This is a genomic window from Pseudomonas sp. BR20, from assembly GCF_050780135.1.
Taxonomy (GTDB): domain Bacteria; phylum Pseudomonadota; class Gammaproteobacteria; order Pseudomonadales; family Pseudomonadaceae; genus Aquipseudomonas.
This window is the reverse complement of record NZ_CP172012.1, coordinates 357169-377760: the sequence shown is the minus strand read 5'-3', so window position 1 is coordinate 377760 and position 20592 is coordinate 357169. Positions and strand designations below refer to the sequence as shown.

Below are 20592 nucleotides of genomic sequence, written 5' to 3'. Positions count from 1 at the left end.
ATAGTCCGCCGGTCGTCCCCATGGCGATTCAGGTTTGGCGACCTGACGGTAGAGAATGCGCAAGCTGGTGGCTTTTTTGCAGCCACTTGCGCGCCTGCAAAGTCGTTTTATGACGGCTGTGCGCGGGAGACCTTCGGGTCTGCCGGTTTTCTCTACTGCCGGTTCGCCAACCTGCGTACAGCTGTCACCCATGCGTTTGGCGACGTTTGAGTGATGGCATTTATCACTTAAGTAGAGAGCTTAAACATGAACCGATACATACCATTAACAGGTCACGACTCAACCATTCCCGCGCTGCTGATCGACACGCAAGCGCCTCTCGATGTTCTCTATGACGCCGCCGCGTATCGTATTCGCGCGGTGACGCAGTTTTTGGAGAACTTGGCGTTTCGGGAGGAAATCAGCAGTGATGCAATTGTGCTGCATGATTTTGCGCTGTTGCTGGCTATACCGCTGCGGGACGGGTGTGATTTGCTGGACGTGGTTGGACGAAAGTTGAATACGCAGACTCCGTAAAAAATGGGGGCGGTTAATCGATAACCGCCCTACTTAACACATATCAAGCAGATAAAAATAAAAACCAAATTTTTAAAGAGCTCTTTCATACCAGCCTTATAAACTCTAAAAACAAATATATATCTTACATTCGATTCCTCACCAAAACGGTTCCATACAAATAGATCCGTCCCCTTCCGCACCCTTCGATCCTCATTTTGTGTCGACATCTAATGCCAGTCGAGACAATGCCATGCGAGACAGATTTATTTAACTCAGACCATTTAAATAAATCCGTCCCCTTTTCCACAGGTCATCCCAGTTATCACGCAGTGCTCTCCAGTCTGCGGCATTTGTACGAACAACACCTGTCCGAGTAGTACCAGAAATAACAACAGGCACAGGAGTGCACGACTTCGCCCGTCGCTTTTGCACCAATTTATTCATCGTCCCAAAAATTCCCCGGCGGCGCATAGTTGCCATGTTCCAAGATGCTGCACCATCCAAAAAGCCTATAAAACATTTCAAGATCTAATATTTGGTAGATGTCAGCATCAACTTTTCTTAACGACACCCGACCGTGTGCATAGTGAGAGTATTGCCCACCTACCCCTCCTATCGCTCTTTTTTCAAGTTGTGCACGATCCCACTCCAGAACGGTTCCTGCAGCTTCTGGCAAAGGGTCCAAAAATTCAATTTCAAACTCCGTTGCAATTTTGCAAATGCAAGGAATCAGCCTTTGCTCGAGCAGGCTTTGGGTTAACAAATTCTCGGGAAACTTAATGCTTAATTTCATCTCAGAGCATCCTTTGGAACAACAACATAACCTGAAAAATTCTTTTCAAAAGTAGTCGCGGGGCTAAAATACTGCTTACCATGAGGATCACGAATTGCTACGACAGAAATGCCATTTCTGGTCGTAATGCCGTCGACCACAACAAAATGGGAAAATCCGGTACCTGCTGCTTTATCCACCACTTGGACAATAACAGGCGTTCCGTTTGCTGTGTATCTTGCCAAATCAGCAACGTTACGGCTTGCATAAACTGCCGTGTTGACGCCCTCAGACTTCATCAAACTTGCAACGTCCTGAGGGAAAATCCCGTCTTTTCCGGGTGGAAGCTTTTCAATCAGATTTCCTATGTCTACTTTATGTCCCATGGTATCCAAAACCATACCACATGAGTTGTGACCACATGTAGGTACGGGCCCTTGATTCACAACTAAACGATCACCGCTTCGGGGTAGCGAATCACCAAGAAGTGGATTTTTAGGACCTGCTCCTGAAGGTAAGCTCTTTGCTAGTTCTTCTACCAAGTCCGCAGACTCAGCAACCTTTCCTTCCAAATACAGCTTTTTAGCCTTACCTAAAACTTTTTGTGCCGCATCCCCAGCGCCCGGGATGAGTCCAATACTCGCCATGGCATAGTCAAACGGATCCTCAGCCTCATAGAAGCCCTTTGCATCGCCGTAAACCGGAATGAAGTCTGAACCAAATTCAGCGAGCTGCTCAGCCAGGCGCTTTGTCTGAGCAAGCGCAATCGGGCTATCTACTTGCTTAATGCTTCGAAGCTCCGCCTCAATGGAATACGCCGCAAGCTCTTTATTCTGGTCAATTTGCTTAGCCTGCTCTTTAGCCTCAGGGCCAAATCTTGCAACCACAAGGCTTCGAGCAGCCTCCGATGCTTCTCGCCGTAAAGAACGACAGGTAGCACCTGCACCATTCGCACTGCAGGCTGTGGTTAGCGCCAAATCTCGACTTTTATCTAGAACATCCAGAGCGTCAGCACGCCCACACGCAGCACTATCTCCTCCCTGGCATTTCTTCTTGGCAGCCCAGCGCTCTTGGTTTTCTTCATGGTTGAGGTAGTTGTACTGTGTCGAACTGCCCGCCACCCATGCTCCAGTTTGCAAACTCTCACCGTCAGCATCACTGTCCACCGACGCCGCAAGCACACCAATCAACTGCGAGCTCATCACCAGCAAACCTTTTCTCTTATCCTCCGGCATGCTGGCGTATTGTTTAGCGAGGCTATCCACCAATGCCTCGTTCACACCTGCTGCCAACGCACCAGTACGGAAATCGCCGCCAGCGGCTTCAGCTGCCAGCCCGCCCATCAACGCATGCAGCCCAATCTTGGTGATACCGCCGTCGGCGAACCGATTCTTGGAGACGTCACCAATCATGTTGAAGCCATAAGCAGCAAATGCATTGGCGAGGCTGCTTTGCAATGCATCCCCTAGACTGGCCTCTCCTCCCAGCGCTTTAGTCAGGATGGCCGACGTGCCGTTTTGCAGAACCTGATTCGCAGTGAATTGACCAACACCTTGCCAGGTACTCAATGGGCTAGCAGATGTCACCACACCCGAGTTAGGCAGCGCAGTAGTAGTGCCTGTCTGAGTGCTGGTCCAGTCGTCGTAGAACCCTGCGGTTAACCCCGCAGTAACGCCCGATACAACATAGCCTCGCATCGCGTCGCTGGAAGTTACGTCCTTAAACACTGCGCCCAAATTGCCACGGTTATTGATCGTACTGATCGCACCATTACTGGCCATGCCGGCAAGCACAACGCTGCCCGCAGCGTTGGCCCAGCCTGCGGCAGATGTGGCTGTGGCAGCAGCCGTCGCCCCAGCCATCGAGGTACCCGTCCCAGCGGCGGCGATTGCGCCGCTGGCTGCCCCCATCGTGAAGTAGGTAACAATGATCGCTATGACAATTTGCGCGCCGGCGCCCAGGCCAGAATTACTGTATTTGAAGCTGTCGTGCAGCTCTTTGACCTCGCGCCAGTCAACATCGCCACGCTGCTCCATTTGCTTGATCCAGGCGAGGCTTGGGTCCGCCTGGACCATCGCGTCGATGGTCTGGCTTACCGTGTTCTGGTTAACCTGCCTTATATCAATCTTCAAGCCGTCCACGGCCTTGATTGCCAGCTCGCCCTGCGCCACCAACTCACTCTGACGCAACGTCTCGTCGGTATTACCCTTGCCCTTGGCGCTGGTCCAAGCCAAGTCACCCTTGCTTTTCTCGTGACTCTCCTGGTGCAGGTCTTTGACTGCCTCGAACGTCACCGCACCGCCACTGGTGATGGCCAGGTCGTTACCACTCTCAAGCTTGGCCCGCTGATACAGCTGATCACCGCCACTGACCAGGGACAAATCACCACCAGTCTTGATCTCAGTCCCCACATTCGTAACGCGTGTCACCTCATCGCGCTTGGTCTTCTTCGCGCCCCAGCCACCCTTCTCCTTCATGTCGTAAAGGCTGTAGGTGCTGTTCTGCGCCGCCAACAAACTCAACTTATCCCCGCTATACAGATAAGCCTCATTCCCCGCGCTGATCCTGCTCGCCACGATCGTGGTGTCACGCCCAGCCTGGCTGACAAAATCCCCACCCGCCGTCAGCACACTCGCCACTTGGGTGGTCTGCTCGTCCGCTGTCTTGATGCGTTTCTTGCCGTGCTTTTCCTTGCCCTCGACGTTGTGCACATCGCTGACCGACGACACGTTGAAATCGCGCCCGGCGTCGATGTTGAAGTCTTTGCCGGCGGAGGCATTACTGCCGATGATGTTGACGTCCTGCCCGGCTTTCATATTGAGGTTGCCGCCCGCCGTGACGCTGGCGGCGAGGTTTTTGACGTCGGTGGTGATGCTGGATTTTTGCCCGCCGTCGCTGAAGGTGTGTTTCACGCTGGTGTCGCTGACAGGCAGGATGCTGATGTCGCGGCCGGCGATTAAGGTGACGTCGGTGCCGCCTGTCAGGGCGCCTCGGGTGATGAGGTCGCGGCCAGCATCCATGGCCAGGTTTTCACGAGCGACGATGAGGCTGGAGCTATTGTCCGTGAGGGTGCGCATGCCTACGCCGTCGCGGACCTGGATAGCGGTGCTGTCGTTGGTGATGTCACCCCTGACTGCTTTCATGCTCACTTGCTTGCCGCGAATTTCACCGGCCATGGCGTTGCGAATGCTGTCCTGGGCCAGCAGCGTCAGGTTGTTGCCGGCTTCGATTAGGCCGCCGTTGTAGAGACTGCCGCCGGCGGCGGCGGAGAGGTTGTTGCTGGCGCGCAGGGTGCCGACGTTGATCAGGTCGCCGCCAGTGAACAGGTTGAGGTCACGGCCCTGGATCAGGCTGTTGCCGCGCACGTTGCGCGACTCCGCCTGGGCCAAGTAGAGCACCGGCACGAGGACGGTCTGGCCGTCGACCACGCGGTTTTCCATCCACACGATGTCGTGGGTCAGGGCGCCGACCTGCTGGCGGGTGAGCGTCACGCCGAGGCTCAAGCGCAGGGCGTCCTTGCTGGCCAGGGCGTTGTCCATCAGGTAGCGGAACTGGTCGGCGTCGCTGGTCAGGCCGCCGGCGAGGAAGCGTTGGCCGGTTTGCGCGAGCACCGCGTCGCGGATCAGGCGGCTTTCGTATTGGCCATCACCGAGGCGGCGCCAGGCGTTGTCGCTGGTGAAGCTGAGTTTGCCGAGCATGTAGTCGGAGCTGAAGAAGCCGGTGAGGCTGGCAAATTCCGGGTTGGTTTCGATCAGGTAGTGGCTGGTGGGGTCGGCGTTTTTGACGAACAGGCCGTACTCGCCCTTGGGCAACTGGAAGTTGGGCGCGGTGGTGGGGTCGACCGGGGCGAAGGCCACGCCGGTGTAGTCAACGGGTACAAAACCGCCACCCGCTGCTGGGGTAACCACCGGCAGTACGCTGCCAGGCGCCTGGGCGCCGGGGCTGTTGGCGTGTTGGCTCAGGTTGATGTTGATGCCACCGACCGGGATGCCGGTCTGGTTATCGCCCAGGCGTCCGGTGAGTTGGGCCAGGGTGTTGTCGTGCAGCGTACCGTTTTGCAAGATGCGGGTGACATTGAGGTTGACCGTGCCGCCAGCTTGCAGGGTGGCGTCGTAGCCGGGGCCGCTGTTGTTGGTCCAGGTGGTGACGTCGCTTGCGTAAGCGAAAGGCAAGCTATTAGGTGAGCGGTTTTTCAGTTCTTCGAAGCGTGCCTTATCGAAATGCCCAGCCGCCGTGGCCGCATTGAAAGCGGGAACGTCGACCCATTGCATGCGTTCAAACAAATCGTCGGAAACGCGTTCTGGCGTGCTGATGACAATCTTGCGCTGCCCCGTGCGCGTACCAGCGCCCTGGTTCAGCAGGTCACCGGCGGCAATACTCAAGTCGCCATTGGCAGCCATCAGGCTGTAGCGATTCTGCACATTGTCGCCTTGCAGCAGCATGTTTTTGCCAGCTACCAGGCGCGCCGATGCCGAATCCTTGGTCGCCGCCTCAAGGTACGTCTCGTAGATGGTGATTATGCCTTTTTCCCACCAGTCTTTTTCGCCGCAGTGCTGGCCACAGATCCAACTCAAGCTGCCGGTGGTTAGCGTCTGCCCGAGTTCGAATTCATCTTTGGCGTTTTCGATAAAGCCCGCATTGATGCCGATTGAGCCTTCGCTTTCCACGGTGCCGGAACGGTTGCTGAACAGCGCGGCACGCCCGCCATCGCGCGCGGCGAAGCTCAAGTCGCCTTTGCTGTAGACGTCGCCATGGAGGTTGCTGAAACCATTGGCGCGCAGAGTCAGGTCGCCACCGCTGAACAGCAGCGAATCGGCCGCGTTGGTGATGCCGTTGACCGCAGTGAGATTTACCGCACCCTGGGCTCCGAGGGTGCCGCGGTTATTGATCTGCGCCGCGGCGATATCCAGTTGCTGACGCGCAGTGAGGAAACCGAGGCTGTCGAGGGTGCCGGTCAGGCTCAGACGGGTGCTGGTGCCGGCCAGACGGCCGCCGTTCTGGCTCAGGTTATTGGCTGTAACGGTGAGCGTTTGGAGGGCCGATACGCGGCCGGTGTTGGTCATGTCGCCGGTGGTGATGCTCAGGTCACCGTCGCTCAGCAGTTCGCCGCCGTTATCCAGGCTGGCCACGTCGATGACCAGGCCCTTGCCGCTGGCCATGCGGTCACCGGCTTTCAGCGCCAGCGCCTGGCTGCTTTTATAGGTGATGACTTCGTTGAGTTGCACACGGCCCAGACCATCGACCTTGCCGAATGCCCAGTCGGCTGTGCCCATGCCGTTGATATCGCCCTGGCTGCCGGTGAGGCTGGCGGTGTGGACGCGCATCAGGCCGCTGCCGGCGTGCTGCAATTGGCCGGACTGGTTGTTCAGGCTGGCGGCGTCGAGGCTGAAGCTCTGGCTGCCAAACTCCAGAATGCCATTCTGGTTATTGACTGCGCCGCTGACGTTGATGCTGCTGGTGATCCCTTTCAAGGCGCGCAGTTGACCACCCGCGCTGTTGTCGAGGTTGCCGCCACCGACGGTCAGGCCCTGGTTGGCCTCGATCAGGCCGCCGCGGTTGGTCAAGGTGTCGCGTGACGTGAGGTTGAGCTGATTGCCGCTGAGCTGGCCGCCCGCACTGTTGTCGAGGGCGCCGCCGCTGATGGTCACCTGCTCTTTGCCGAACAGCTTGCCGCCGCGGTTGGCCAGGGCTTCAACGGTCAGTTGCAGATTGCCGATCAGGCTCGCCATCAGGCCGCCGCTGCCGTTGTCGACCGAGTCGGCGGTGACGGTCAGGGTATCGCCCTGCACGGTGCCGCCCTGGTTGTCCAGGCTGCCGGTGGTCAATTCGGTGAGGGCGCCGCCGCTGAGGATCAGGCCTTTGCGGTTGCTCAGCTCTTGGCCGCTGTAGTTCAGGCCAAGGTTGCCGGCCAGCAGTTGGCCGTTATCGTTGTCCAGATGCTGCGCGGTGATGTCCAGGCGCTTGCCACGCAGCAGGCCGCCGCTGTTGTTGAGGGTGGTGAGCTGTTTGACCAGCACGCTGCGTTCACCAGCGTCAATCGCGCCACCGGTATTGGTCAGCAGGTCGCTGATGTTGAGCGTCACGTCACCGGCATCGCTGATCAACGAGCCTTTACCGCTGTTGTTGAGGGTCTTAGCGGTCACATCGACGGCGTTGCCCAGCACGGTGCCGGCGCGGTTGTCGATGTCACTGGCGGCGAGCAACAGTTGCTTGCCGACGATCACGCCGCTCTGGTTATCCAGGCTCGCGGCATGCAGTTCAATATCGCCCTTGCCTGCCTGCAAACGGCCCTGTGCGTTATTGAGCTGTTGCGCAGTCACGAGGGTGAGCTTGCCGGTGTCGGCGCTCAGCACGCCATTGGCGTTACTGCTGAGGCTGCCGGCGTTGAGGTTCAGATCGGTGCTGGCTTGGGCAAACCCCTGGCTGTTGTTGAAGGCGTTGGCGACGTTGAGGGTGAGCGCGCCGGCGTCGGCCTGGATCAGGCCCTTGAGGCTGTTATCCAGGTCAGTGGCGTTCACGGTGGTGGCGCCAGCGACCACTACGCCGTTCTGGTTGTTGAGGCTGCCCGCATTCACGGTCAGGTTGTTGGCGATGATTTGTCCGCCGTTGTTGTTGAGGTCGGCACTGGTGAGCACCAGGCTGCCGCCGGCCATTTCGATGCGGCCCTGGCGGTTATCCAGCGAGGCGCTGTTGAGACTTGCGGCCTGGCCGTCACCAAAACGAATCAGGCCGCCGAGGTTGACGATGGCCGGCGAGTTGAGCGCCAGGCTTTGTTCGCCAAACAGGCGTGCGGTAGCGCCCTGGTTGGTCAGTTTGGCGCTGCTGACGTCGACGGTTTTGGCCTGGATGATCGCACCCTGATTGGTCAACGCTTGCGCGGCGGTGATCGCCAGTGCGCGGCTGGCCAGCAGGTTGCCGTTGGTGTTGACGGTTTGCGCGTTAATCACCAGGTCGCCGGTGATATTGCGGGTGTTGTCGGGGGCGACGCCGGCTTCGATGATGCCGGGGTTGTTGACCGTGGCCGCATTGATGTCGATGCGTTGGCCGGCGGCCACGCTCTTGCGGTTGACCAACGTCTGGGCGCTGGTCAGTTGCACATTACCGGTGGCGTAGACCTTATCGGTGAGGTCGATATTCTGCGCATTGACCGTGACGTTACCGGTGGCCGCTGCCTGCGCCATGGTCAAGCGACCATTGGCGTCCAACTGAATATCACCGCCACTGGCCGCCAGTGTGCCGTCGAGCTTCACGCCCACGCCGGCTTCGGTGCCCACCAGCTTGATCGCGCCGGCGTACATGCCGCCCAAGGCCGATGAGTCGATGGCCAGTTCCGGCTTGGTGCTGCCGTCGTCGGCGCGCGCGGTGGTTTTCAGGCTTTGGGCGTCAACGTCATTGCGCCCGGCAATCACGGTGAGCTGGCGCGCGTTGATTTGCGCGTTGATCTTGGCCGAGCGGGTGATGATTTCGAAGCGGTCGACGCTGCTGGCGTTCAGGCCCTGGCCGTCGATGGTCACGGCGCCGCCGTCGACTTGGTAGCTCTTGAGTTGGCCGGCCGCGTCGAGCACCGGTTTGCCGGTGGTGAGGGTGACGTTCGGGGTGTTGATAAAGCCGCAACCGCTGCAGGTGATGCCGTACGGGTTGGCGACGATGACCTTGGCCGACTGCCCCGCCACTTCGGTGTAACCGCGTAACTGGCTGGGGTTGGCGCCGGTGACTTCGTTGAGGATGACGTTCGCGGCGCCGCCCTTGAGGTTGGGGTTGCCAACGATATAGCCGCCAAGCTGGGTGTTGGCCATGGGGCTATTGGCGTTGTTGAGGATCACGCCGTTGGGGCCGACGTTGTAGTCCGTGTACTGGTTATGGGACACGCCTGCGCCGTTGGGCGTGGCGATGTTCACCACCGGCACGCCATTGCCCGCCGCGCCCACCGTGGTGCCTGGGGTGGCGACCACGATACCTTCGGCCTGGGCCAGCAGAGGCTGCCAGAACAGCGCGTTGGCGAGGATCAGCACCAGCCCGCGCTTGGGCAGACCGAAGAACGCGTCTCGCGGCCTCAGGGCAGCAGAAGGTTGGCGGGCCAGGAAGGCGAATTGGCGAACATCCATTTTCAGACTCTCGTTGCGGTGCAGCGTTGAATTACAGGAAGAAATCCATACGGAAGTAGATCGGTGCTTCGCGTTCGGTCAGCACGCCGGGTCTTTCCAGCGAATGGGCAAAGGTCACGCTGGTGCTGACATGTTTGCCCCGGGCGAACAATTCCAGAGAGTTGCTGGAGACTCGGCCATGAACGTTGTCGTTGTAACGATCATGGGTGATCACACCCTGGTCATAGCCGATGCTGGCGCCGTATTCGGCGAACGCCGGGCGCATCCAGTCGAGGGTCACAGGGCGGGCCCAGCGCACTTCGTTGCGCCAGTAACCGCCGCTGTCGCCCATCAGTTGCTGGTCCTTGAAACCACGCACCGAGGCCGAGCCCCCCAGGCTCATGCGCTGGGGGCTGAACAGGACGTCTTCACTGCGTTGGCCGGTAGCCAGGCTGCTGAAGCTGAACGACTCGCCCCACAGGCTGAATGGCTGCAGGTAGCTGACGGTGGCGGTGTACTTGCGGTAGCGCGAATTGGGTTGGCGACGGCCGAGCGAGTCGCGCTCTTCCTGAGACTGGGCGTCGAACAAACCGATGCCGTTCTGCATGCCAAGGTCGAGGTTGACGAAAGCACTGCCGATGCGTCGCCCGTGGTTGACGCCCAGTTGCAATTCGCTGAGGCGGTTGCTGCTGGGCGCGGTGCGCACGTCGAGGATGTAGTTGTTGGTACGCAGGTGTGCCAGGCCGACGTTCACCGACGTCTTGCTGACGTCGTCGCGGTGGATGACTCGCTCGGCACGCAGTTGGTGGTTCTGGTTGTCGCCGTTCTGCTTGAACTTGAAGTCGTTGGTCACGCCGTAGGTGCGGTAATCGCTCTCGCTGTAGGTGTAACTGAAGTTCCACCAGCCCCACGGCACGTTGTAATACAGCATGCTGTTTTTCGAGGTTTTCTGATGGTCGCTGATGGCGTCGTGGCCGCCGCGCAGGATCAGTTGATCGGCCAGGCCCAGCGGGCTGTCCCACTCAAGGCCGGCGCCCCACTGCTGTTCGCCGGTGCTTTTCTGGCCGTCGTTGTTGCGCGACAGGCTGGCGCGCCAGGGTTTTTGCGGCTGGTTCTTGACCAGCACTTCGCTGCCGCCGATCTGGGTGCCGGGGGTCAGTTCCATTTGCGCCTGTTTGGACGGCAGGCGGCTCAGTTGATCCACCAATTGTTCGACTTCGCGCAGGTTGAGCGCTTCACCGACCTTGCCGGGAAACGCCATCGCCAGCTCGCGGTCGGTGACCGTGCTGCCCTGGGCGCCCTTGATGCCTTCCAGTTTGCCTTCGACTACGAGCACCTGCAGATGGCCGCTGGAAAGGTCCTGCTGCGGCAGGTAGGCGCGGCTGGTGACGTGGCCCTTGGCGATGTAGTAGTCGGTGATGACCTTGAGCAGTTCGTTGAGCTGGGTAACGCCCAGGCATTGGCCGATGTAGGGTTTGAGCAGGCGGGTACGGTCGGCGGCGGACAGGCTGTCGGCGCCCTTGAGTTCGATGTCCTGGATGGGGAAGCAACGGGTATCTGCCGGCGTGGCCGGGGCCTCGGGCTTGGCCGCTTTGCCGGGCAGATCCTGGAGTTCCTGCAGGCGCCGCTGTTGCTCTTCGAGCAGGCGATTCTGACGGTCGCGGATCAGGTCCTGGTCCCCGGGCGTAGGGGCGGCCATGGCACTGTTTGCGCTCATATAGGCGAGCAGCAACGTGCAGAGGAAATACCGAGTCCGTGGCAATAAAAAAGACATATTCGGTCCGTCGAAAATCAAGGGCCGCGAAACTAACATTGAACTTGCGCCAACCCAAGAAGCTGAGCCAGTTGCACATTCGCACTCGTTAATTTCACAACTCACTGATTACTAACAATAAATAATCATCAAAAAGACAGGCGACCTGAAACTCGAAGTATTATTCCGACAGGCGGCAGCTCTTTTGATGGCGATTTTTCGAATGAACTTATAACTGCCATTATTTGGCCACTAAGTTCTTCCGAGATAAGTTAGTACCGAAAAGAACCGAATAGTTCGCGGCGTTTTTGTGAATTGGGTCCCACTTGTCGACATTCATGTTCGAGGTCGAGTGGATAGACAATTGTGGGAGGGGGCTTGCCCCCCCGGTAGCGGTGTGTCAGCCAAGTATTCATTAGCTGAACCACCGCTGTCGGGAGCAAGCCCCCTCCCACATTGGATTGGATTTGCAGTCCTTAGCTGACGTCTTTTTTCTCGGGCACCAGGGTCAATCCTTGTTTTTCCACGTCGCGGGAGACGTGGGCTTTGACTTCCGCCACGCCGCCGTCTTCGTCGTTGTGAATCACCAGTACACCCGGTCGGCGCAGTTGCTCCAGGTCGCCCTCGGCCAGGCTGAAACTCTCGTTCAGGTTCTGATCGCTGAGCGCCTTGGCCTCGGCGCGCCGCTGGGCGAACTTGCGCCCCTTGCGTTGCTGGTAGCGCGCCCAGGTGACCAGGATCACGGCGTTGAACAGTGCGATCCACAGGTAGATCTGCAAGGTGTTCAGCGCCGCGAAAATCGGCGCCTCGATGCGTGGGCCGCCATGGGTTTCAAGCATCGAGGTGATCCCGCGCGCCAGCAGCCAGACCAACCCGGCCCAGGCCATCAGGGTCAACAACACATCGATGAGCCACATCACGGTACTTTGGCGGGTTCTGACCAGTTTCATGATCACGCCTCCTCTTCAACAGGTTTGATACCGCGATCCGGGCTGACCCAGCGCGCGCGCTTCTGGTGCTGGTTGAACAGCACCTTGGGGAAACTGACCAGGGTGGTGAACAGGCTGACCAGCCAGAACACCATCGGGTACCACACGGTCCAGAACAGGGTTTTCCACAGGTCTTTCTCATAGCGGCGGTCGATCAGGATGCTCACCGCAAACTGCACCAGGCACACCATCGCCAGCACCAGGCCGGTAAAGGCCGGCGGGACCAGGGAGTCCACCGTGATCGCCGGCGGCAGCACAATGAATTTGCCCAGGCCCCAGAAAATCACCGAGAGCAGGAAGGTGAAGGCCCAGCCGGTGGACAGGCAGTATTCGAACAGCAGCGGCCACAGGTAGCGATGGCGCCATTGCCAGATGCCACGGATATTCTTGAACAGCACTTCGGCACCGCCCTGGGCCCAGCGCAGGCGCTGTTTCCACAGACCGCCCACGGTTTCGGGCATCAGGATCCAGCACAGCGCGCGCGGCTCGTAGAAGATGCTCCAGTGGTCGAGTTGCAGCTTCCAACTGACATCGATGTCCTCGGTGATCATGTCGGTGCTCCAGTAGTCGATGCGGTCCAGCGCCTTTTTACGGAACGCCACCACCACACCCGAGACCGTGAAGATTCGCCCGAATACGCGCTGGGTGCGCTTGATCAAGCCGATGATCGAGGAGAACTCGCCCACCTGCACGCGGCCGATCAAGGTCGAACGTGTGCGGATGCGTGGGTTGCCGGTCACGGCACCCAGGCGCGGGTTGTCGAGCATCGGCGCGACCATGTAGGCCGCCGCGTTTTTATCCAGCAGCGCATCGCCGTCGATGCACACCAGGTATTCGCTGCGCGAGGCCACCGCGCCCATGCGCAAGGCCACGGCCTTGCCCTGGTTCTGCGCCAGGTGCAGCACCCGCAGGCGCGGATGCTCCAGCGCCAGGGCATCGAGGACGGCGGCGGTGTTGTCCTTGGAACCGTCGTTGACCGCGATCACTTCGATATTCGGGTACAGCTGGCCCAGCGCCGCATGGATGGTGTCGGCGGCGTTATCCCCTTCGTTGTAGCAAGGGATGATGATCGAGATCAGCGGGTTGCCGGCCAGGGCAGGCGCAGGGGTGTCTTCTTCCCAGGGCCAGTGGCGCTCCCAGTGCAGCCAGAAGTACCAACCGCCGGCGATCCACAGCGCCGACATGAACAACGGATAGAAAAACACGAAGTCCATCAGGAACTGCCCGGTGACCAGGAAGATCAGGCCCAGGGGCACACCCAATACCAGCGCGAGTACGAATATAGCCAGGATTCTGTCGAACATGGTCAAGGGTTCCATTGGTTGGAAAGGGCCGGACGCACAGTCTTCAGGTCCGGGGAATTTTCCAGGAAGTTGTCCGGGTAGTAGCCAAAACTCGTGACACCCTGGCGCTTGAGCACACCCATCCATTCAGCCATCTGCACAGCGTCGATATCCGGCGCGGCCTTGGTGCGCCAGTCTTTGGCCTGCAGTTCGAATACGGTGCGCTCCAACGCGCCGGGACGCGCCTTGACCGTTGCCACCAGCTTCTCCAGCCAGGCATTGGAGGTCTTGTACTCCTGGCCTTCCATCAGCGGCATGGCCATCGGCGCGGTCCAGTCATAGGTCTGGAGGAAATCATCGAGGTTCTGGGCGAACCAGGCCTCGCTCGCCGGGTTGAGCATCGGCTCGGCGAAGATATTGCGCGCAGTCCGCACCTGCGGCCCACCGATGGCGCGGACCTTGGCGGTCAACTCATTGGTGAAGTCGATCAGGTAGCGGCTCTTGAAGCGCGTCCAGCGCTGCATTACGGCCGGGTCGGCGCGCAGGGCCTGGATGCTGTCCGGCAGGCCCTCGGCGGCATAGGCCTTGAGCGCGGCGGGGCTGGCGTCTTCGAAGTCCGAGAGCACTGCGTCGTCGTGGTACAGCACGCCGTCGATGGCATTGTTGCGCGCCAGGTCTTCATAGATCTCGCCAATGATCTTGCGCACCTGCGGATCGAACGGTGACAGGCGTTTGTATTGGTCCGGGTCGGTGCCGACCTTGCCGGTTTCCGGGGCCCAACGCGTCACGCGGGGCAGCTTGGGATCGAGGGCAAAACTCAACACTGGCATCCACGCATACACGGCGGCATGGGCACGGGTGTGCAACTGCCAGGAGACGCGGTTGAACAGGTCGGCGCGTACCGGCAAGTGACGGTTGGGGAAGTACAGTTCGTGCACCAGGCCGTCACCCTTGGGGTCGGCGAAGGCCTGCAGGAACACCGTGCCGGCACCCATGTCCACCACGCGCTGCACCAGTTGGTCGAGGTTGCGCGCCTGCTGGGCCGGGTCCGGGTCGTAGACGTTGTCCAGGTCCACATGCAGCACGCGCAGCGGTGCCGGGGTTTGCACGGCGACGATGCTGTTGGCGAAATGCTCGCCGTCCGGGTCGGAAGCGACCAGGAAGCGGGGGCTGTTCATCAGGTCACTGGAGCTGTCGAGGCCGTCTTCCAGGGTCAGGGCCATCTGGTAGCCCTGCTCGCTGACGATCGCCAGCGAGGTGCCCTTGGCGGCGCCGTACGGCCACACCCATACCCGTGGTTTCTTGCCGGTCACGGTTTGGATCTTGTTGGAGATCGCCGAGACATCCGCCCGCATCCGCGCCTGGAACTGGGCTTGGCTTTCATAACGGCCCGTGGCCGAGTCATAGCGCAGCGAGGTTGCCGCCGGCTCGAGGTTGCCCTGGGGGTTGGCCAGGATCCCGGTGTGGCTGGCATCGGTGTGCGCGGCGATTTCCACCAGGCCCGATTGCGACACTTCGCGGATCTGCTGCCAGGTGAGGAACTCGCCGCGCGGCCGTGGCGAGCCGGCGAAGTCCACCGGTTTGTTCATCGGCGTGTCGATCCAGTAGCCCACTGGCGCCAGCAAGGCCGGCCAGCGATAGGCGCGCAGAATCGGCATCACGCGGGTATAGAAGCTGGAGTAGCCGTCATCGAAGCTGAGCATGATGGCTTTGGGCGGCAACGCGGGGCCGCCACGGCGAGCGGCCAGGATCTGGTCGACGCTGACCGCCTGGTAGCCGTTCTCCCGCAGCCAGGCCAGCTGTTCGATCAATCGCTCGGTGCGTACCGCCACCACGGCCTGGTCAGGATCACGGTCCGACACGTCATGGTAGGCAATGCCCAGAAAATGGTTTTTCGGCCACGCCGTCTCGTTGGCCGGTGTCGGCCGCTCGGCGGGTGGAGTGAAAGGCGCGGGTTGCTGGGCGCAGGCACTGGCCAGCAATACGCCCAGAACCAACAAGCAACGGCTGAGGAAGGTCATGGTCAGGCTCTTTTAGAAACGGTAAGTGAGGTCGACGAGCAGGCGCAGATCGCGTTCGCGATCACCGTCATAAGGTCGGCTGATCAGGCTCAGGTTGGCGCCGGCGTCCAGAACGTCGTTCCAGCGAAAGCGTTGGCCGTAGCCCACCAGACCGATGCCACCGGTGGAATAATCCCGCTGGCTATAGGTACCCGCACCGACTTGGAACTGCTGACTCCACTGGGTCTCGTAGCGGTGATAGAGCACATGGTTGATGTTGAGGATGGGCAGCACGGTGAAATCCGACTTCGGGTTGAAGTACACCGTGTCTTCCTTGCTGTTGCGGCTGGCGCCGACTTCCAGGCCCAGGTCCACTTGCACTTTCGGCGAGCTGTAGAGGCCTTCGCGGCCGCTGAGCAAGGCTTCGAAGCGGTCGTTGCCATCGCTGAAATGGGAGGGGCTGAGGGTCAGTTTCCATTCGCGGCTTTCGTTGGCGCGCCAGCGGATAAAGCCGCTGCCACCGTTGGCCGTGACACCGTCATTCAACGCCCGCAGCGGCGTGGTGCTCAGGAGGTAGCCCAGGCTGCCGCCGTATTGCCAGTTGTCGTTGATGTCGCGGGCAATCGACACCGCGGCGCCTTGTTTGGAGCCATCGCCGTAGGAGTGGTTGGACACCTCGGCTTCAATGGTCATGTCGCGGGTACGCCGCTCTACGCCCACGACCTGCCAGCGATGCTGGCCCGTGCCTTCGCTGAAATCGGCCTTGGCGTACCCGGCGCCGGCGAATACACGCCAGTCTTCGTCGATGGGCGGCGTGTAGATGCGACTCTCAATGCCCCAATCGCGGCTACCCGCGACGGCGCCCGCGTCACTGTCATTGCCGCCGCCAAAGCTTTTGCCGGTGTACGCCTCGACACGCAGTTCGGCCATGTCATGCACGTCGCGCAGGCGGCTCAGGCGCTGCACCTGGCGGTTGTCCGGGTTGCGGGCGAGCACATCGTCGGTGAGCACGTCGAGCTGGCGCCACTCCTGCAGGTCCATGGCGGTGTAGGCCTGGCTGACTTCCAGGCCGATGTCGCGCGGGGCCTGGGCTTCGGTGTCCTTAAGAATGCCTTCGGCGCGGCGCGGCAAATCACGGGCGCGGTACATATCGGCCTGGGCCAGACGCAGGCCGACGTTGCCAGGCGCTTGTGCCACCAACGCTTCCAGGCTGGCCTCGCTGCCCGGCAGGTCGCCGCCATAGGTGCCGGCCTGGGCCGCCAGCTGCTGCGCGTCCATCCAGCTGTCATTGGGATTGCCGATCGGCAGGCCCTTGAGTTCTTCACGCGGGTTCTGGCTCTTGGCCAGGTTGCTGGCGACCTCGCGAGCCTCCACCACCTTGTCGCTTTCCAGCAGGGCATAGAACAACGCCGTGCTGTCTTCCACATGGTCAGCCGGATCGGCGTCCGGCGCGGTGATTGCCTGGCGATACAGCGGTTCGGCTTTTTCCGGCTGGCGTTGGTCGAGATAAGCGGCAGCGACCCAACGCACTGCGTAGGTCGGCAATTGCACACCTTCGCCTTTGAGGGTTTCGTATTCGCGGATCACGTCAGCGGTACGCGCCCGCGCCTTGAGTGCACCCAGGCGGTCGATACGCCAGCGCACCACGTCGTCATGGGCGCTGGCGTCAGGTGTCCAGCGAGCGAGCAGTTTGTCGTAATCCGCCAGGGCGCGGTCGGCAATCACGTAGCGTTCTTTTTCGCTGCGTGTGGCGAACTCGGCCATACGCACACGTTCGGCTGCGAGATCGCCTTCCAGACGGCGCTGGGTCACCGGGTCCAGCAGGCCAGGACGCTGGGCCGACAGGCGCAACGCGGCTTCCGGCAGGCGGGCCTTTTGCAGGGCGACGATATATTCGCGGGCGACTTCAGGCTTGTTGCCAGCGCGGATAAACGCCTGGTCGAATTCGAACAGCGCATCGTAGTTCAAGCCGGCGCGGGTCAGTGCATACCCCAGGGCCATGCGGCGGTTGGGGTCATCGGGCTTGGTGGCGACCAATGCTCGGGTGCGTTGTACCGCCTCGTCCGCCTTGCCGCCGTCGGCCTGGGTCAGGGCCAGGCCCAGCTGCAGATCGACGTTATTCGGCTCACGCAGCAACGCCTGGCGATAGACCGTCTCGGCCTGGGCCCATTGCTTTTGGTTGCGATAGGTCCGCGCGACAGTGGCGAGCGCCTGGGTGCTGAGGTTGCGATGTTTGCCCTGGGCCTCGTACACCTTCAACACTTCGGCATCCTGGCCGGCCCAACCGGCGATCACCACATGATCGCTGACCTGGCCTGGCGTCTGGCGTTCGGCAGACAACTGGCGCAATTGGGTCAGGGCGGGGGTGAAGTTGCCGTTGCGCGCCTGAATAATCAGCGCGTCATAGGCCGGATCGGCCATGGCGAAGGCGGGCATCAGTAATTGGCTGCATAAGGCGGCCCCGACGAGCAGTCGCAACCGGCCTGATGCACTGAGTGGTAGGTTTCGCAGCATATCGTGAGCTTCCTTACACACGGAAAGCTGTAACGATAGGTGGTCCTGAGCGAATTGCCGCAGGGTGCCGGCGTCTAATGACCCGACCTAGCTTTCCTGTGCGAACTATCTCTCAGGAAAGTAGGAAAAAGACCGATTCAGAACAATTGTTCAGAATTGCGCGACCCGCCTGAAATATGAATGCGGGGGCGGACTTGCCTGCGATAACGGGGGGCCAGCCTTGTGGCGAGCGGGCTTGTCCCGCTCGCCACAGAGCCCCAGTTTGCTGTGCGACAGCGCTATGTCGCAAAGGTAGTGGGGCCTCCCACATTATTTATTTCGGGGCGATGGCAAAATATTACTGAGCGCCGCTGACCGCGCCGACCTTGGCCATCACAAACCCAATGAATTGCTCGACGGTCATCTTCTGGCCGTTGAAGGTCACTTCATTGTTGGCGTAGTGCAGCTTGGACACGACGTCGCTGCCGACCAGGGTCGCCAACTGAGTGCCGACCGCCATGCCGCTGACCATCTCGGCGGCCATTTGGGACTGCTGCTCGATGGCTTTCGGGTCGCTCACGCCACCGAGTTGCGCTTGCAGGGCGGCAACGTCACCTATCATCGGCTTGGACAGCGTGAGGTTGGCGTCCAGCAATGCAATCATCTGCTTGCCCAGTTCAACCGGCGGCAGTTCCATGGACGTCGGCTTGGCCAGGTCAACCAACAGGTTGAACTTGCTTTCGCCATGGGTGGTTTTCAGGGAAAGGTTTTCCACCGCCACTTGCGGCTTGGCGGCCAGTACCTGGTTGACGTTCGCTTCGGCAAGGGCCTGCTCGGCTTCGTTCAGTTGCAGCTCAGGTGCAGGCTCGCCCGCTGCGGCGGCGGCTTGCACCGGCTGCATCTTGTCCTGGTAAAGCTTGGTCAGCACCAGCATGGCCGGGATGTCGACATTCTTCATGCTCAGGGCCATGGCCGCCGAACCCACGGGTTTGCCTTGGTAACCGATCTCGTCGATCTTGTAGTCGACACGGCCGGCCAGGTTGTTGTCCTTGGTTTCGCTGGAGTCTTTCTGCTCGAAGCCTTTGACGGTCAACACGGCTTTCTGCGGGCCGAAGGTGAACTTGCTGTCGGTCAGCTCAACGGTGTTTTGCCCGGTGTAGAAGCCAAAGGTGGATTTTTCCAGGTTGCTGGCGATGGTCAGGCCAGCCAGTTCGGCCTCGAAGGCGTCACCCTTGGCATCGACCGCTGCGATTTTGAGGCTGTTCATGAAGCCGTCGGCCTTGACCTTCTGGCCTTCGGCGGTGCTGTCGAAATTCATGTTGGCGCCGGAGAAGCTCACCGAAGACTTGTCGTCCTTGAACTCCAGGGGCAGCAACTCGATGTTGCCGTTGACCGAGCGGCTATAGCCGATATTGGCCACGCCTTTGAGTGGCGACACGTCTTTAGCGGCGGCGAACCACTTCTCGGTGGTGGCGTTCTTTTCCAGTTCGTAGTGACTGGTGGCCATGACCGGCAGCCATTTGAGCGTCACCAGGCGCGAAAACGGCAGCGGGCCGTGTTCGATATGGTCGACGAACAGCAGTTCCGGATTAGGGTTTTCTTCGCCGAAGACCGAACCCTGGCCTTTCAAGCGGTAATGGGCGGTGCTGCTGAATACGCCACGCTCCAGGGACACCAGCTCCAGGGCCACGGTGCCATCGACGCCGGCCATGGAGGTCTGCAGTTCCTTGTTGGCGTTCTGGATCGCGGTTTGCAGCACCGGCTCCAGTTGTTTACCGGTGTACCAGGCGCCGCCTGCACTGACGACGCCTACGGCGACAACAAAACCCAAAAGAACGACTGCTGGCTTATTCATGAAGTGACCTGATCAAATCCTGTGAGAAGTGGGCTGTCTTCCTTGAACCCTGTTGGGGTTGGCTCAAGCCCGCCGAAAACGGGGAGAAGATTAGCACTGGCAGCCGCGAACGGCCCAGCTTTCTCAGAGGGGTCAGGCGCGCCGTTGGTTCACGAGTACTCCAATTCGATCTCGTCGAGTTGGTGGTCGAAACTCTTCAGGCGTGCCGTCCAGGTGTATACCAGCACCTCAAACTCGCGGTGTATGACCGCATTGCCGGGGGTGTCGGACTTGGGGTCGCAGAAGTCCAGTTGGTAGCGCTCACGGGCCATCTGCGTGGCAACGTCGGACAATTCCCGCGCGTTATTCAGCCAATGCCGGCCCTCGGCGACCTGCCGATCCAGCAATACACACTGTTTTTTCAGGACTTCGAGACTTTTTTCCAGGGGCGTGCCGGTGAGGTCGCCCATGACCTCCTGGAAGGTGCGCCCAGGCTGCCAGTAGCTGCCCCAGAAATAGCGGTCGAACACGGTTTCGACGCGGCGCAGCGCCACCTTGGTGTCCCAGATCGCTACGCGGGTCTTGCCTTGTTCCAGGAGTTTTTTCTTGACCCGTTGATTTTGGTAAGAGGCCCAGGCGACGACGCCGATGGACAGGGTGCCGATCACCAGGCAGGCGCTGTCGAGAAACACCATGGCCTTGTCGAGTTGATGGGCGAGCATGACGCCGTAGAAATACGCGGCCGATAACAACACCAGTGCGAAGAGCACGCACCAGAAAGCGGGAGCATAAGGGTTTTTCATTATTGGAATCCCCATGAGCAAACGCGAGCAGTGTCAGGGGAGCACCTGCCCGTCAAACCGCAGTGCGCTCCACCTGACAAAGC

At 60.3% G+C, this 20592-nt stretch carries 10 protein-coding genes; 1 reads left to right on the top strand and 9 read right to left on the bottom strand.

What is annotated here, in order from left to right; genetic code table 11:
• Positions 1–246 precede the first annotated feature (246 nt).
• Positions 247–516 carry a hypothetical protein gene (locus ACHPFG_RS01675; RefSeq protein WP_431701441.1) on the top strand — a complete coding sequence of 90 codons (270 nt, stop codon included), beginning with the start codon at positions 247–249 and terminating at the stop codon, positions 514–516.
• A gap of 418 nt (positions 517–934) precedes the next feature.
• Here ACHPFG_RS01675 and ACHPFG_RS01670 read toward each other — a convergent pair whose 3' ends face one another.
• The 9 genes from ACHPFG_RS01670 to ACHPFG_RS01630 all read right to left on the bottom strand — a co-directional run bounded on the left by ACHPFG_RS01670 (position 935) and on the right by ACHPFG_RS01630 (position 20509).
• Positions 935–1291, bottom strand: coding sequence for a hypothetical protein (locus tag ACHPFG_RS01670; protein WP_431701440.1), 357 nt, complete (start codon positions 1289–1291; stop codon positions 935–937).
• Positions 1288–9375 carry a DUF637 domain-containing protein gene (locus tag ACHPFG_RS01665; protein WP_431701439.1) on the bottom strand — a complete coding sequence of 2696 codons (8088 nt, stop codon included), beginning with the start codon at positions 9373–9375 and terminating at the stop codon, positions 1288–1290. The genes ACHPFG_RS01670 and ACHPFG_RS01665 overlap by 4 nt, the downstream gene beginning before the upstream one ends.
• A gap of 31 nt (positions 9376–9406) precedes the next feature.
• Positions 9407–11128, bottom strand: coding sequence for a ShlB/FhaC/HecB family hemolysin secretion/activation protein (locus ACHPFG_RS01660; protein WP_431701438.1), 1722 nt, complete (start codon positions 11126–11128; stop codon positions 9407–9409).
• Positions 11129–11583: 455 nt separating this feature from the next.
• On the bottom strand, positions 11584–12057 hold the full coding sequence (gene pgaD / locus ACHPFG_RS01655; protein WP_431701437.1) for a poly-beta-1,6-N-acetyl-D-glucosamine biosynthesis protein PgaD: 474 nt from the start codon (positions 12055–12057) through the stop codon (positions 11584–11586).
• Positions 12058–12059: 2 nt separating this feature from the next.
• Entirely contained in the window at positions 12060–13400 is a 1341-nt protein-coding gene (gene pgaC / locus ACHPFG_RS01650; RefSeq protein WP_431701436.1) for a poly-beta-1,6-N-acetyl-D-glucosamine synthase, read from the bottom strand.
• Between the two features lie 2 nt (positions 13401–13402).
• A complete protein-coding gene (pgaB, locus tag ACHPFG_RS01645) occupies positions 13403–15400 on the bottom strand; it encodes a poly-beta-1,6-N-acetyl-D-glucosamine N-deacetylase PgaB (protein ID WP_431701435.1) in 1998 nt (665 codons plus the stop codon).
• Positions 15401–15412: 12 nt separating this feature from the next.
• The gene (gene pgaA / locus ACHPFG_RS01640; RefSeq protein WP_431701434.1) at positions 15413–17893 is read right to left on the bottom strand and encodes a poly-beta-1,6 N-acetyl-D-glucosamine export porin PgaA; all 2481 of its coding nucleotides are present in this window, start codon (positions 17891–17893) and stop codon (positions 15413–15415) included.
• A 337-nt stretch (positions 17894–18230) separates the two neighbouring features.
• Entirely contained in the window at positions 18231–19727 is a 1497-nt protein-coding gene (locus ACHPFG_RS01635; protein WP_431701433.1) for a YdgA family protein, read from the bottom strand.
• 149 nt (positions 19728–19876) lie between these two features.
• Positions 19877–20509 carry an NADH:ubiquinone oxidoreductase subunit N gene (locus tag ACHPFG_RS01630; protein ID WP_131700499.1) on the bottom strand — a complete coding sequence of 211 codons (633 nt, stop codon included), beginning with the start codon at positions 20507–20509 and terminating at the stop codon, positions 19877–19879.
• Between the last annotated feature and the right edge of the window lie 83 nt (positions 20510–20592).

Bases quoted from the DNA above. Each gene is read 5' to 3' on its own strand.
- ACHPFG_RS01660 (WP_431701438.1), bottom strand. From the start codon at position 11,128: ATGTCTTTTTTATTGCCACGGACTCGGTATTTCCTCTGCACGTTGCTG.
- pgaB (WP_431701435.1), bottom strand. From the start codon at position 15,400: ATGACCTTCCTCAGCCGTTGCTTGTTGGTTCTGGGCGTATTGCTGGCC.
- pgaC (WP_431701436.1), bottom strand. From the start codon at position 13,400: ATGTTCGACAGAATCCTGGCTATATTCGTACTCGCGCTGGTATTGGGT.
- pgaA (WP_431701434.1), bottom strand. From the start codon at position 17,893: ATGCTGCGAAACCTACCACTCAGTGCATCAGGCCGGTTGCGACTGCTC.
- ACHPFG_RS01630 (WP_131700499.1), bottom strand. From the start codon at position 20,509: ATGAAAAACCCTTATGCTCCCGCTTTCTGGTGCGTGCTCTTCGCACTG.
- pgaD (WP_431701437.1), bottom strand. From the start codon at position 12,057: ATGAAACTGGTCAGAACCCGCCAAAGTACCGTGATGTGGCTCATCGAT.
- ACHPFG_RS01670 (WP_431701440.1), bottom strand. From the start codon at position 1,291: ATGAAATTAAGCATTAAGTTTCCCGAGAATTTGTTAACCCAAAGCCTG.
- ACHPFG_RS01635 (WP_431701433.1), bottom strand. From the start codon at position 19,727: ATGAATAAGCCAGCAGTCGTTCTTTTGGGTTTTGTTGTCGCCGTAGGC.
- ACHPFG_RS01665 (WP_431701439.1), bottom strand. From the start codon at position 9,375: ATGGATGTTCGCCAATTCGCCTTCCTGGCCCGCCAACCTTCTGCTGCC.
- ACHPFG_RS01675 (WP_431701441.1), top strand. From the start codon at position 247: ATGAACCGATACATACCATTAACAGGTCACGACTCAACCATTCCCGCG.